Source organism: Enhydrobacter sp. (assembly GCF_030246845.1).
In the GTDB taxonomy this organism is placed as follows: Bacteria; Pseudomonadota; Alphaproteobacteria; order Reyranellales; family Reyranellaceae; genus Reyranella.
In genome coordinates this window covers 4,071,014-4,084,698 of record NZ_CP126889.1, presented here as the reverse complement: position 1 = coordinate 4,084,698, position 13,685 = coordinate 4,071,014, and the positions used below count along the sequence as shown (strand labels likewise).

Genomic DNA, 13,685 nt, shown 5'->3' with positions numbered 1-13,685 from the left:
CGTGACCGACCGAAGGTGGGAGAAACCGTGGCCGACAGTCAGCCCTTGGGAACGGTCGCGTCCAGTTCCGCCAGCCAGACGTCCGGGCTGCCATCCGAAGGCGCCCGCCAGTCACCCCGAGGCGAAAGCGATCCTCCCGACGAGATCTTCGGTCCATTGGGCAACGCCGAGCGCTTGAACTGGTTGCTGAAGAAGCGCTGCAGGAAGAGCTCCAGCCAGCGCCTGATCTCCTGCAGCGTATAGGCGCGGCGGGTTCCCTGGGGAAGATTGACCGGCCATGCCCCCCTGTTCGCGTCGTGCCAGGCATTCCAGGCCAGGAAAGCGATCTTCGATGGCCGGTATCCCAGTCTCGTCAGGTAGAACAGGTTGAAGTCCTGCAGTGCATAGGGACCGACCGAGCTCTCGGTCGACTGGATCGCGCCGCCGTCGCCCGCGGGAATGAGCTCCGGCGAGATCTCGGTGTTCAGGATGTCGTGCAGGACAGCGGCGGTGTCCTCGTCGACGTCGCCGGACGCGGCAACGAAGCGGATCAGGTGCTGGATCAGCGTCTTGGAGACCGAGCCGTTGGGATTGTAGTGGGACATGTGATCGCCCACGCCGTAGGTGCACCAGCCCAGGCCGAGTTCCGACAAGTCGCCGGTCCCGACGACCAGGCCGCGGTGCTGGTTGGCCAGACGGAACAGATAGTCGGTGCGCAGGCCCGCCTGTACGTTCTCGAACGTGACATCATAAAGCTTCTCGCCTTTGGCGAAGGGATGGCCGATATCGCCCAGCATCTGCCGGGCGGCCGGCTTGATGTCGATCTCGTCGGCCGTGACCCCCAGGGCTTTCATCAATCGCCAGGCATTGGCGTAGGTCTTGTCGGATGTGCCGAACCCCGGCATGGTGAACGCCTTCACGTTCCTGCGGTCGAGGCCAAGCTGATCCATCGCGCGGCAGGTCACGATCAGCGCCTGGGTGGAATCGAGCCCGCCGGAAACACCGATAACGGCGTTCAGCACACCGCTCGACCGCAAACGCTGCGCCAGACCCTGGACCTGGATGTTGTAGGCTTCGTAGCAATTCTCGTGCAGCTTGGCCGGATCCGACGGCACATACGGAAAGCGCTCGATCGCCCGGTCGAGAGCCACGCTTTCAGTCGGCGGCTCGAACGGGAACGACACGGTGCGGAAGCGCGAGACGCGCTCGCGTTCCTGCAGCGCGCAGTCGGCGAAGCCGTTGTTGCGCAGCCGTTCCTGGCGGATGCGGCCGAGATCGACGTCGGCCTGGACGATCGTCGACTCCTTCTCGAAGCGGGCCGTCGTGGCCAGCTGATCGCCCAGCTCGTAGATCGCGGCCTGCCCGTCCCAGGCGAGATCCGTCGTCGATTCGCCGGGCCCGGCGGCGGAATAGGCATAGGCTGCGATGGCGCGCATGGACTGGCTACCGCACAGGAGCTGGCGGGCCTCGGCCTTGCCGATGGTGATGTTGCTGGCCGACAGGTTCACCAGCAGCTCGGCGCCAGCCAGGGCGGCGTGGCTGGAGGGCGGCACCGGCACCCAGATATCCTCGCAGATCTCGACATGGAAGGTGAGGTCGATGCCGCAGGCCCGGAAAAGAAGCTCGGTGTCGAACGGCGCCGTCTGGCCGGCCAGCGTGATCTCCTGCCGGATCAGGTTCGCTCCCGAGACGAAGTGCCGCTTCTCGTAGAACTCGCGATAGTTCGGCAGATAGGTCTTGGGCACCACCCCCAGGATCTTGCCGCGATGGACGACGACGGCGGTGTTGTGCAGACGTCCGGCGAGGCGCAGGGGAGCGCCGACGATCAGCACCGGAAACAGGTCCGCCGACGCCTCGACGATCTTGGCGATCGATGCCTCGACCTCGTCGAGCAACGCATCCTGCAGGAGCAGATCGTCGATCGCATAGGACGAGAGTCCGAGCTCGGGAAAGACCATCACCGCGGTGCGTGTCGCGTGGCCCCGCGCGGCGAGCCTCAGCGTTTCATTGAGGTTGTAGCCGGCATCGGCGACGCGGGTACGCGGGACGCAACAGGCCACGCGCACGAAGTCGTGGGAGTAGAGGGAGAAAAAGTCGGTCAAGGGGTTGTGGTCGGCGATGGTGGGCGCGACAGGGATTGAACCTGTGACCCCTGCCATGTCAAGACAGTGCTCTACCGCTGAGCTACGCGCCCATCACCGGCCCCTTGACGAAGGGTGCGGTCGTCTACATCGGCCTTTCCGCCTTGGCAAGTGCACGACAGGTGACGTTCCCTGCCTTGCACGCTATGACTTGAAGATGGAACTTCCGGCTTTTTCGGTCGATCAAGAGCCGTTGGACTGTAGGATGCCGGCTCGCCAGAGCCTGCCGGTGATCGTTGCCTCGCCGCACAGCGGCGACCTCTATCCGGCCGATTTCCTCGCGGCCGCCGCCGTACCCCTCGCCGCCCTGCGGCGGGCGGAAGACGCCTTCGTCGACGAACTCTTCGCCGCGGCGCCCGCTCTCGGTATGCCGCTGCTGGCGGCGCGTTTCCCCCGCTCCTACGTCGATGCCAATCGCGAGCCCTACGAGCTCGATCCCGGGATGTTCGAAGGCCCATTGCCACGGCCGCTCAATCATCGCACCACACGGGTCGCCGCAGGGCTCGGCATGATCCCGCGCGTGGCGGCGAGCGGCGAAGCCATTTATCGGGGGCGTGTGCCATCGGCCGAGATCGAACGTCGGCTCGGGACCTGCTGGCGTCCTTATCACGCGACATTGTCGCGCCTGGTCGAGCAAGTTCACGCCCTGTTCGGCGCGGTTCTGCTGATCGACGCTCACTCGATGCCGTCGTCGGCTTCGGGCACCGGCATCCGCGATCGAGACAAGCGGGTCGACATCGTCCTGGGTGACAATCACGGCGAAGCCTGCGCGCCGGGCCTCGTCGATGTCGCCGAGCGCTGGCTCGCCCGGCAGGGGTTCAGGGTCCTGCGCAATCAGCCCTACGCGGGCGGCTTCACGACCCAGCGCTACGGCGAGCCCGCGCTCGGCCGGCATGCCCTGCAGATCGAGATCAATCGCGCGCTCTACATGGACGAGGCACGCCATGAGAAGCTGCCGACGGCAATGACCTTGCAGAAGCTGATGGCAGGGTTCCTCGAGGAAGTCGGTCAGGCAGCTCTCAGTATGCTTCTGCCGCGACCGCTGGCAGCCGAGTAGAAAGGTCTGCTGCGGACAAAAAAAGGGCCGTGACAAGCACGGCCCGAGTTTAGGGAGGAAACGCCCAAGACGGGCATACAGCAAACATAGAGGCCGCCGAGGCGGCGTTTGCTGCCCCCGAACAATGGTGCACCTGCGAACGGAATTCAAGGGCCAAAAAGAGCCTTTGGTTCACATGCTTAACCATTCCCAAGGTAAGAACCATGGTGTTGCTTTTTTGCAACGCACAATGCTTTCGGGAGGCAGGATTGCAGTTGTTGCAAGGCTAATGATGCCGGCGCTGCGAGGAATGTTCATTAGGGTAACCAGCGCGTTGCACAAGGAGGGATCGTGGCCAAGAAAAAGTTCGTCGTCGCAATGATGATGCATGAAACGAATACGTTTTCGCCTCTGCCAACCCCGATCGAATCCTTCTCTCGCGCCGGTGCCCTGAGCGGACAGCCGGCCATCGACGAGGCGGAAGGCACCAACACCTCGCTTGGCGGTTTCATCGAAATCGCACGCAAGGCGGACGCGGAGTTCACGGTTCCGATGGCAGCGTCCGCCCATCCGTCGGGCTTGGTGACCAAGGCCGCCTACGAGCAGATGACGACGGCCATCGTCGACGAGGTCGGAAAGGGCTGCGACGCCGTTCTGCTCGCCCTGCACGGTGCCATGGTTGCGGAGCATTACGACGATGGCGAGGGCGAGCTCCTGAATCGAATCCGCAAGGTCGCGCCCGACGTGCCGATCGCCGTGGCGCTCGACTTCCATACACAGATGACCGACGCCATGATCAAGGGCGCCACCGTGATCACCGGCTATCGCACCTATCCGCACATCGACATGGCCGACACGGCCCGGCGCGCCGGCCGGACGCTGTTGCGGGCTCTTGCCGGCGAGGTCGAGCCCCGGATGGTATGGGGCAATCGCCCGATCATGAGCAGCTCGCTGGTCCACACGCCCTCGCGCGAGCCGATGAAGACGCTGATGGGCATGGCCAATGAGGCCGAGGACGGCGGCCAGGTGTTGAACGCCTCGGTGTTCGGCGGCTTCCCGCAGGCCGACATTCCGCACCTCGCCCTCTCTTCCGTGATCGTCTGCGACAAGCGGACCGCCGAGGGCGAGATCCTTTTGAACCGGATCCTCGATACGGCCTGGGAGAAGCGCGAAGGTTTCCTGTTCCATCCCGAGCCGCTGTCGGTGCAGGTCGCGCGCGCCAAGTCCTATGCCGAAGGGCCGGTCGTCATGGCCGACCATGGCGACAACACCGCGTCCGGCGGAACCCAGGACGTGATGAGCGTGATCGAGGAAGCCATCAGGCAGGACCTCGACGATGCCTGCGCCGGGCCGATCTGCGATCCCGCGTGCGTCGCACAGATGATCAAGGCCGGCGTCGGCGCCGAGGTCACTCTCGAGCTCGGCGGCAAGATCGACATGCCGGCCATGGGCCTCAAGGGCAAGCCGCTCGAGATCACCGGCAAGGTGAAGGCCATCACCGATGGCGAGTTCGTGGTGACCGGCCCGATGGCGACCGGGACCACCATCCGTATGGGCCGGACCGCCGTGCTCGATACCGGCAAGATGCAGATCGTCGTGTCCGAGAAGCGCGCAGAGCCCTACGATCTCGGCGTCTTCACCCATTGCGGCATCGACCCGCGCGCCAAGAAGTTCGTGCTGATCAAGTCGCGCCAGCATTTCCGCGCCGGCTTCGAGCCCATCGCCAGGCATATCGTGATGTGCGACGGCGACGGCTGCACGGCCTCGGATCTCAAGCTCTTCAAGTACACCAGGATCAAGCGGCCGCTCTATCCGTTCGACCTCGACATGCGGCTCAGCCGCAATGCAGCCCAGGAGTAGATCATGCCCAGCTACGACATCGTCATCCGCAACGGCCAGGTCGCTGACGGAACGGGCAGGAAGCTGTTCGCCGCCGACGTCGCCTTAAAGGGTGACCGCATCGCCGCGGTCGAAGCGCCGGGGGCGCTCAAGGGCGACAACGAGATCGACGCCGCCGGCAAGGTCGTGGCGCCGGGTTTCATCGACGTGCACACGCACGACGACACCGCACTGATCGACAATCCGACGATGGCGATGAAGGCGAGCCAGGGCGTGACTACGGTGGTGTGCGGCAATTGCGGCGCCTCGGCCGCGCCGTTCACGCGCTCCGACATCGGCCATTTCCTGACGCTGATCGTGAAGAAGCAGGCCAATGTCGCCAGGACGTTCGGCGAATTCGCCGGAAAGGTCGAAGCGGCGAAGCCGGCCATCAACGGCGCCTTCCTGATCGGTCATTCGACGCTGCGCATGAATGCCATGGGCGACGATCTCGCCCGCCAGGCGACCTCGACCGAGATCGGCGTGATGCGCGGCCTGCTCGACCAGAGCCTGGAACAGGGTGCGATCGGCCTGTCGAGCGGCCTCTTCTATCCGCCGGCGATGGCTGCCTCGACCGACGAGGTCGCCGAGGTCGCCAAGCCGCTCGGCAAGTGGCGTGGCGTCTACACCGCGCACATGCGCGACGAGGGCGACAATATCCTGAAGTCGATGGACGAGACCTTCGAGATCGGCCGCCGCGCCGGCGCCGAGGTGATCGTCTCGCACCACAAATGCTCGGGACGCAGCAACTTCGGCCGCATGAAGGAGACGCTGCCCAAGTTCACCGAAGCGATGAAGCAGCAGCAGATCGCCTTCGATGTCTATCCCTATGTCGCGGGCTCGACGATCCTGCGCAAGGAGATGCTCGATCGCGCCGACAAGGTGCTGATCACCTGGTCCGACACCGTGCAAGGGGTCAGCGGCCGCGATCTCGAGGACATCGCCAGGGAGATGGGCTGCTCGATCTACGAGGCAGCGGATCGCCTGCAACCGGCGGGGGCGATCTACTTCATGATGGACGAGAAGGACGTGCAGGCCGCGATGGCCCATCCCGGGGCGATGATCGGCTCGGACGGCATTCCCTTCGACACCCATCCCCATCCGCGTCTGTGGGGCACCTTCCCGCGCGTGCTGGGCCACTATTCGCGGGATCTGAAGCTCTTCCCGCTGGAAGATGCCGTACGGCGCATGACGTCCTATTCGGCCCAGCGCTTCCATCTCACCAGGCGTGGCGAGGTGAAGCCGGGCTTCTACGCCGATCTCTGCATCTTCGATCCGGCGACGGTTATCGACACGGCCACCTTCGACAAGCCGATCTCTCCCGCCAAGGGTATCGATACGGTGCTGTGCAACGGCGCGATCGTGTGGCGCGACGGCAAGCCGGGCGGCGGCCGTTCAGGCCGCGCGCTCCGGCGGCAGGAACTGCAAGCGGAAGCGAAGGCTTCGGCGTAGCAAAGCACCGCGTGCCAGCAAAAAAGAAGGGCCTGCTCGCTGCAGGCCCTTCTCTCTTTCTTCAGTCCGCGCCTTCGTCGCGTCGGGTGCGCTCCAGCCGCTCGTGGCGTTCCTGCGCCTCGACCGAGAGTGTCGCGATCGGCCGGGCCTCCAGGCGCTTCAGCGAGATCGGCTCGCCGGTCTCCTCGCAGTAGCCGTAGGTCCCCTCGTCGATCGACTTCAGCGCCGAGTCGATCTTGGAGATGAGCTTGCGGAAACGGTCACGGGTCCTGAGCTCCAGGGAACGATCGGTCTCGGCCGTGGCGCGATCGGCCAGATCGGGCTGGGCAAGACTTTCTTCCTGCATGTTTTGCAATGTCTGGTTGGATTCCTCGATCAGCTCGGCCTTCCACTTCAGCAGCTTCTGCCGGAAATATTCCTGCTGCATGGCATTCATGAAAGGTTCGCGGTCGGTCGGCCGGTAATTCTGCGGCAACGTGATCGACATCGTCGGCAACTCCACTCGCAGCGACTACACGTCCGCCTCGGGGGAAGGCGGACCTTCAAAGGCGCGCGGAGTATAGGGAGCAACTTTCCTCCCGCAAGTTCGTTCGCACTCCAGCCGTGCCGTTTGTCGTGCACTGCAGCAAAGCCCGGATTGAGAAAACTTTCCTCAGGCCGGGGCATTAAGGACCCGCCTCGACTTTGATGCTGCACCGCAGCGACAAGACGCTTAAAGGTCACGGAAAGATCGATCCCGAGGAACAGCCGAGCCGAACATGCCCGAAAAAGCTGGAAACGTCCTGCTGTCGCCCGGCGACTTCGTGCGCCATCCGGATCGTCCCGACTGGGGCCTGGGCTAGATCCAGTCGATGATCGGCCATCGACTGACCGTCAATTTCGAGAACGCCGGGAAGGTCATGGTTGACGGAAACGTGATCGAGCTCGTGCCCGCCGATCCGACCTCACCTGACGCTCCGCCCGGCTGAGATCATCGGGCGTGTTGACGTTCAGGAACGCGCCCGCACGGCCTCCGGGCCAGACGAGTTCGGCGAAGCGCCGCCGGCGGGCGAAGTCCTCGACACGCCGCACGCCCTCCTCGAGCACGGCCCGTCGCAGATCGGCGGCAAGCGTCACCGACCAGACGCCCAAGGTGTGCTCGCGACGCCGCCCGTGGCGCACCACCAGCACCTCCGGCTCGGGCACATGCATATGCCCGCAAAGCCGCACCGTCAGATCGAGCGGCAGGAGCGGCACGTCGGCCGGAGCCGTCACGATCCAGCCCGAATGCGGATGGTGTTCGAGCGACCATTCCATCCCGGCCAGGATGCCGGCCAGCGGCCCCAGCCGCCGGCCCTCGCGCCGCGCCTGACGCTGCACATCGATCGGATCGGGAATGACCGGAACACCGAGCGCCCGCAGTTCGGACGCGGGATCGTTGGCCACCACGACCAGATCCATCACCTGCGGCGCAAGGCGCTCGACGACATGGGCCACCATCGGCTTGCCGGCCAGCAGGCGCAACGGTTTGGGCGTACCCGGCCCCATCCGTCTCCCCTCCCCGCCGGCCAGCACGACACCGACCAGTGCTCCTGCGCGCACCGGCCCAAGATTGTGGAACGCGTTGACCGCCATGGGCGCACTATGCGAAGCGCTGGACGACAGGCAAGGGGAGGAAACCATGGCTATGAGCGTCGCCAAGGTGGCGAGCTGGCTGCAGTCGGTCGACAAGGCCCGTGCGACGGTGGGCTGGTGGCCCGCCCAGTACATGCCGGAGGACGAGCGCACCGCCTACAAGGTCCAGGACGCTTTCCTGAAGAAGCTCGTTCCCAAGCAGGGGCCGGTCGTCGGCTACAAGATCGGCCTTACGGCGCCGCAGATCTGGGAGCAGACCGGCCTGCGCAGCCCGGCCTACGGGCCGATCCGCAAGAAGCGCGTCTTTCATGAGAAGGCCTCGGTGCGCGCCGACCGGTGGACACGTCTCGGCGTCGAGCTCGAGATCGTTCTGACGGTGAACGCCGATGTGCCGGCGCCCAAGGGGCGCGCCTACGACAAGGAGACGATCGCGCCCTATGTTGGCGACGCCCGCGCCGGCTTCGAGCTGATCGAGGACCGAGGCGCCGACTACAGCCGGCTTTCGGCCTTCGCCCTGATCATGGATCTCGGCTGGAACGGCGGATCGCTGCTCGGCAAGGCCAACAAGGGCTGGCGCGACCTCGACCTCGCCGATCTCGAAGGCTCGATCTCGTTCGACGGCAAGGTGGTGCGCACCGGCCATTCGGGCGACGTAATGGGCCATTGCTACAACTCCCTGGCCTGGCTCGCCAACAAGCTCGGCGAGCACGGCAAGCGGCTCAAGAAGGGCATGATCGTGTCCTCGGGCAGCATGGTCGCCTGCCAGTTCGTACCGCCCGGCAGCACCGCCGTCGGCAGGATCGAGGGTCTCGGCGAAGTCACCCTGAAATACGAATTGCCCCGGTAGGGCCGATCTTCACCGCACCTCGCGCACCCGCGCGAGGGATGCCAGCGTGGCGTCCGGCCGGAGCTGGCGCCAGGAGAGACGGCGCACGGTGTCCCGGCCGACGACCAGCGCGTCGTAATCGTCGGGAAAAAGCTGGGCGATCGCCGGATCCAGAGCATTGAGCCCGCCGGCATAGGCGCCGAAGGCAGGCAGGATCACGCGGCGACCATCGGTCAGGAAGCAGCGCCGCCGCAGGCCGCGGCCCCGGACGGTAAGCGCCGCGACGGGATGATAGTGCCCCGAGATCTCGCCATCGGCCGCACCGAACAGCGCCTCGTGCCGGAAAACCAGCGGCGCATCGGCGATCTCCTCCGCCACGTGCCCCCAGCCGTCGGGAGGAGGCGCCGGATCGTGATTGCCGGCAATCCAGACGAACCGCGCGAGCCTCGTCAGGCGCTCGATCTCCGCGCGCTCGATTGTGGGCAACCGGTCGACCGCCTCGCGGTCATGGAAGGAGTCGCCGAGGCAAACGACCGTCTCGGGCCGCAGCGTGTCGATCAGCTTGCCCAGCAGCACCAGCGTCTGGCGAGTGTCGTGGCGAGGCAGCAGCTTGCGCGCGTTGACGGCGTAGGAAGAACCCTTCTCCAGATGGAGGTCGGCAACCGCGATCAGCCTCCGACCGGGCCAATGGAGCGCCCCCATCGGCAGGGCTTCCAGTCGCTCGCCGGCGCACAGGAACGCAAGACCGGTCATGGATGGATCATCACGCGGGCACCCGTCGGCACCAGCGACCAGATCTCCCGGATCTCGGCGTCGCTGACGGCGATGCAGCCGGTGGTCCAGTCCTTGAGCGGATGACGGACGAAAAGCTTGCGCAGTCCGTTGGGCAGGCCGTGGATGTAGATGTCGCCGCCGGGCGGCACGCCGAGCTTCATCGCGTGCGCCTCGTCGGCCGCGTCGGGATAGGAAACCCGCAACGACAGATGGAACGCGCTGCGCGGATTGCGGGCATCGATGCGATAGACACCTTCCGGCGTGCGGCCGTCCCCTTCCCGCTCCTTGTGTCCTTGCGGCGAAAAGCCGAGCGCCACGCGATAGCTCCTGATGACCGTCCCGCCGCGCTTGAGGTCCAGGCGGCGCGCTCCCTTGAACACCTCGACCAGATCGGCCTGCACGCCGGCTGCTGCGGGAAGCGGCACACCGGCCCGGCCCCGCCATCGCAACGCCACGAAGTCACGCCATCTCATCGCCGGTACGATTGACCTTCCGCAGTCCTCTACGCAAGGTGGCTCGATGAGTCGAGGTGTGTGCTTGTTGATGGCCTTGGCGCTCCTGGTCCCACAGGAAGCGGCCGCGCAGCTACAGCCCCATCGGGCCGAATACGTCCTGCGCCTGGGCACTGCCGCCAACGGCCCGCGGATCGGCATCGCGGTCCAGGATATCACGCTGGACTGCAGCGGCTGGCACATCAGACGAAATATTTCCACGGAGATTGCCCTCACCTCGACCTGGAAGCTCAGTCTCGCCTCGAAGCTCGACGGCAAGGAGCCCCGGGACGGCACCGGCTTTCGCTATCGCCTCGTGCAGATACAGAACGATGACCAACGCACCACGACGGGCAAGGTGGAACGCGCCGACGGCAAGCTCCGGCTGGAGATCACGGCGCCGAATGGACCGACACACCTGGTCCTTCCGGCAGCGACCCTGATGCCGGTCGCCGCCATCGGCCACCTGGTCGATCGCCTGCGTGCCAAGGCCACCGCCTTCCCCGCGCTCATGTTCGATGCGGAGATCTTCGGCGATGCCTTCCTGGTCGACGTGACCGAACTCGATCCCGACGCGCTGCGCCCGGAACCGCCGGCCCAGAAGCCGGTGGCGGTGCCAGCCGAGCACTCCTGGCCGGTGTTCATGGCGTTCACCCGAGGCCGCGAACAGGATCACCGACCGCTGTTTTCGGTCAGCGCCAATGTCTATCAAAATGGCGTTCTGGACCGGCTGACGGTCGATACCGGCCTCATCAAGGTGAGCGCCGACCTGCAGAAACTGCAGATGCACCAGGCTCCCGCCTGCTCCAGCTCGTAGCTCCGCCCCTGGCCCGGATTGGCGGATACCCGCCAATTGACACCGCAAGCCCTTTGGCAGGCGGCGGCCCGACCTATATAACCAGCGGCGACGCGGCGCCCCTGCGCAAGGCAAGGAAGAAGAATGGGAAGGCTTGTGGGTGAATAGAGGATCGACCGGCAGCGGCGCCACCGGGAGTGCCCGAATAAAGTTCGACCGTCTGATCGCCTATTCGACGCTCCAGCTTCCGCTCGCGATGGCGGCATTGCCCGTCGTGCTGAATGTCAGCCACTTCTATGGCGAGGTGCTCAGGGTCCCGCTCGAGGTCATGGGCGTGATCTTCATCTTCGCCCGCGTTGTCGATGCCATCCAGGACCCGGTCATCGGGCTGATCAGCGACCGCTTCACCCACCGCGGCCCGCGCGGCCGGCTCACCTTCGTCGGCCTGATGGTGCCTGTCCTCGCCGGCGGCTTCCTGATGCTGTTCGCCCCGCCGGGCGCGTGGCAGAGCAACGAGAGCCTGATGGCGATATGGCTGGTGGCCGCCTTGCTTCTGGTCCATTTCGGCTATTCCGGCGTGTCGATCAGCTACCATTCGCATGGCGCCGAGCTCACCGACGACTACAACGAGCGAACGAAGGTCACCGTTGGCCGCGAGGTGTTCGGCCTGATCGGCATGACGATCGCGGTGGTGCTGCCCACCATTCTCACGAGCCTGTTCGAGGACGCGCACGGCTACACGATCCTGGGGCTCCTGTTCATCCCCGTCGCCCTGGTGTTCTCCCTGCCGACGCTGCTCGGCGCGGGGCCATCGGTCCATCCGCCGGTGGTCCATGCCGAGCGCAATGCCTTCATCGCCTTCTTCGCCCCGCTCAAGAACCGCCTGTTCCGCCGCCTGCTGCTGATCTTCGTCGTGAACGGCTCCGCACTGGGCGTCGCCGTCACCGTGATGCTGTTCTACGTCGAGCACGTGCTCGTGGGCACCAAGGTGCAGGCGGGGACCATCCTGCTCGTCTACTTCATCGCCGGCGCTGCCAGCGTGCCGTTGTGGCTGATCGCTTCCCGACGCGTCGGCAAGATGGCGGCATGGTTCTTCGGCATGCTGCTCACCGCCTGTGCCATGGCGCTGGCCGTGTTCGTCGGCCCCGGCGACTTCTACTGGTTCCTGGCTCTTTCCGTCGTGACCGGCATGGGGATCGGCGCCGACTATGGTCTGCCGCCGTCGATCCTGGCCGACATCATCGATGCGCCGGAAGGCGGCGATACGCGCGGCAAGACGGGCACATACTTCGGCCTGTGGGCGTTGGCCACCAAGCTTGCGACGGCGATCGGCGCCGCCGGCTCGTTGCCCGTGGCGGCCATGCTCGGCTTCGATCCGGCGCGCCGCGAATACGGAACCTTCGCCCTGATCGTGGTGTATGTGGTCTTGCCGGTTGTCATCAAGGTGCTGGCCGCCCTGCTCGCGTGGTTCGTCCCCGTCGAGCCCGTGCGCGGCTCGGTACGCGACGAGCTGCTGGGCCGGCGCGGCCCTCAGGCGATGAGATCGAGCGGGCGCGCCTGACGCTGGCCGAAATCGCGCCGCAGCCCCCAACAGCCCTGGGCCAGCGTCGAATAGAGGTTGCGGAAGTCGACGGCATACTTGAGGTCGCCGTCCTGCAAGTCGGCCAGCGATGGGTAGGCGCCGTGGAGACCGCCCCTCACCTTGCCGCCCATGACGAAGTGCGCGGCTGCGGTGCCATGGTCGGTGCCGCCGCTGGCGTTCTGCCGGACCCGCCGCCCGAACTCCGAATAGGTCATCACGAGCACGTCGTTCCAGAGGCCGGCTGCAATCAGGTTCTCGCGGAGCGTAGCGAGACCGGACGCGAGAAAACCGAGCAACCGGTCCTGCGTCGGCACCTGGTTGGCATGCGTGTCGAAGCCGATCAACGCCACCTTGATCGCCACGACCGGCACATGCGCCATCACGATGCGCGTCGCGAGATCGAGCTGGTGGCCGAAGCCGTTGTCCGCCGCGAAAGCGTAAGCCGGCACCGGCCCGTCGTGAAGCTTGTCGTGCAGCCCTGCCGCCGCGGCGTTCACCTCGTGCCGCACCTCGAGCAGATGACGCAGGGCGGGATTGGTATCGTCACGGGGATCTTTCTCCGCCTTCATCGCCGCGGCCTGCCGCAGGAAATTCGCGGCATCCTGCATGACGATCGTGCGCAGTCCCGGCCCCGTCATCGGCAGCGCGTTGGTATCGGCCACGATCCCGTCGACGCCGGCGCCGCGAGGAAGCTGGACGCCCTCGAAGGCACGCGACACCCATCCTTCACTCAGGACCTGGTCCGATGCCGACGCGGTGTCCCAGATCTCGATCGAGCGAAAGTGCGAGCGGTTGGGCGAGGGATAGCCCACTCCCTGGACGATTGCGAAGTCGCCCGCCTTCCAGGCTTTCATCAGCGGCTCGAGATTCCGGTTCAGGCCGACACGCTCGTCGAGCTGCATTGTCGCGTCACGCGGCACGCCGATGCCGGGGCGGAAGCGATGGTAGAGAGGGTCGGCATACGGGATGACGGTGTTCAGCCCGTCATTGCCGCCTTTCAGCTCGACCAGGATCAGCACGCGGCGGCGCTGCTCGGCCAAGGCCGACCGGCTCGCGAGGACGACCGAAAGAGCGGAAGAACCGAGAAGGAAATGGCGTCGATCCATCATGATCCTC

At 65.7% G+C, this 13,685-nt stretch carries 12 protein-coding genes and 1 tRNA gene; 6 read left to right on the top strand and 7 right to left on the bottom strand.

The window, feature by feature from the left end; genetic code table 11:
* Window positions 1-38 precede the first annotated feature (38 nt).
* On the bottom strand, window positions 39-2,081 hold the full coding sequence (locus OJF58_RS20350; RefSeq protein WP_300779570.1) for an NAD(+) synthase: 2,043 nt from the start codon (window positions 2,079-2,081) through the stop codon (window positions 39-41).
* A 17-nt stretch (window positions 2,082-2,098) separates the two neighbouring features.
* A tRNA-Val gene (locus OJF58_RS20345) sits at window positions 2,099-2,173 on the bottom strand.
* 104 nt (window positions 2,174-2,277) lie between these two features.
* On the opposite strand from OJF58_RS20345, the gene OJF58_RS20340 reads away from it, so the two are divergent.
* The 3 genes from OJF58_RS20340 (at window position 2,278) to OJF58_RS20330 (ending at window position 6,486) form a co-directional block, all read left to right on the top strand.
* Window positions 2,278-3,177, top strand: a complete 900-nt coding sequence (locus OJF58_RS20340; RefSeq protein WP_300779569.1) for an N-formylglutamate amidohydrolase — start codon at window positions 2,278-2,280, stop codon at window positions 3,175-3,177.
* A gap of 330 nt (window positions 3,178-3,507) precedes the next feature.
* Window positions 3,508-5,016, top strand: a complete 1,509-nt coding sequence (locus OJF58_RS20335) for a M81 family metallopeptidase (protein ID WP_300779568.1) — start codon at window positions 3,508-3,510, stop codon at window positions 5,014-5,016.
* A 3-nt stretch (window positions 5,017-5,019) separates the two neighbouring features.
* Window positions 5,020-6,486, top strand: coding sequence for a D-aminoacylase (locus OJF58_RS20330; RefSeq protein ID WP_300779567.1), 1,467 nt, complete (start codon window positions 5,020-5,022; stop codon window positions 6,484-6,486).
* Between the two features lie 61 nt (window positions 6,487-6,547).
* Here OJF58_RS20330 and dksA read toward each other — a convergent pair whose 3' ends face one another.
* Both dksA and mobA read right to left on the bottom strand, forming a co-directional pair.
* Window positions 6,548-6,973 (bottom strand): RNA polymerase-binding protein DksA, encoded by a 426-nt coding sequence (gene dksA, locus OJF58_RS20325; protein ID WP_300779566.1) that lies wholly within the window; start codon window positions 6,971-6,973, stop codon window positions 6,548-6,550.
* Between the two features lie 410 nt (window positions 6,974-7,383).
* Window positions 7,384-8,100 carry a molybdenum cofactor guanylyltransferase gene (mobA, locus tag OJF58_RS20320; protein WP_300779565.1) on the bottom strand — a complete coding sequence of 239 codons (717 nt, stop codon included), beginning with the start codon at window positions 8,098-8,100 and terminating at the stop codon, window positions 7,384-7,386.
* 46 nt (window positions 8,101-8,146) lie between these two features.
* Here mobA and OJF58_RS20315 point away from each other — a divergent pair, with 46 nt between their 5' ends.
* A complete protein-coding gene (locus OJF58_RS20315; protein WP_300779564.1) occupies window positions 8,147-8,947 on the top strand; it encodes a hypothetical protein in 801 nt (266 codons plus the stop codon).
* 9 nt (window positions 8,948-8,956) lie between these two features.
* Here the strand turns inward: OJF58_RS20315 and pdeM are convergent, their stop codons facing one another.
* On the bottom strand, window positions 8,957-9,679 hold the full coding sequence (pdeM, locus tag OJF58_RS20310; RefSeq protein WP_300779563.1) for a ligase-associated DNA damage response endonuclease PdeM: 723 nt from the start codon (window positions 9,677-9,679) through the stop codon (window positions 8,957-8,959).
* A complete protein-coding gene (locus OJF58_RS20305; protein ID WP_300779562.1) occupies window positions 9,676-10,173 on the bottom strand; it encodes a L,D-transpeptidase family protein in 498 nt (165 codons plus the stop codon). Before OJF58_RS20305 ends, pdeM begins: the two co-directional genes overlap by 4 nt.
* 70 nt (window positions 10,174-10,243) lie before the next feature.
* On the opposite strand from OJF58_RS20305, the gene OJF58_RS20300 reads away from it, so the two are divergent.
* Complete coding sequence (locus OJF58_RS20300; RefSeq protein ID WP_300779561.1) at window positions 10,244-11,008, top strand: DUF1849 family protein; 765 nt, start codon at window positions 10,244-10,246, stop codon at window positions 11,006-11,008.
* Window positions 11,009-11,147: 139 nt separating this feature from the next.
* Window positions 11,148-12,548: an MFS transporter gene (locus OJF58_RS20295; RefSeq protein ID WP_300779560.1), complete on the top strand. Its 1,401-nt coding sequence runs from the start codon at window positions 11,148-11,150 to the stop codon at window positions 12,546-12,548.
* On the opposite strand, the gene OJF58_RS20290 is transcribed toward OJF58_RS20295, so the two are convergent.
* Complete coding sequence (locus OJF58_RS20290; RefSeq protein ID WP_300779559.1) at window positions 12,518-13,678, bottom strand: DUF1501 domain-containing protein; 1,161 nt, start codon at window positions 13,676-13,678, stop codon at window positions 12,518-12,520. The genes OJF58_RS20295 and OJF58_RS20290 overlap by 31 nt on opposite strands.
* Window positions 13,679-13,685 lie beyond the last annotated feature (7 nt).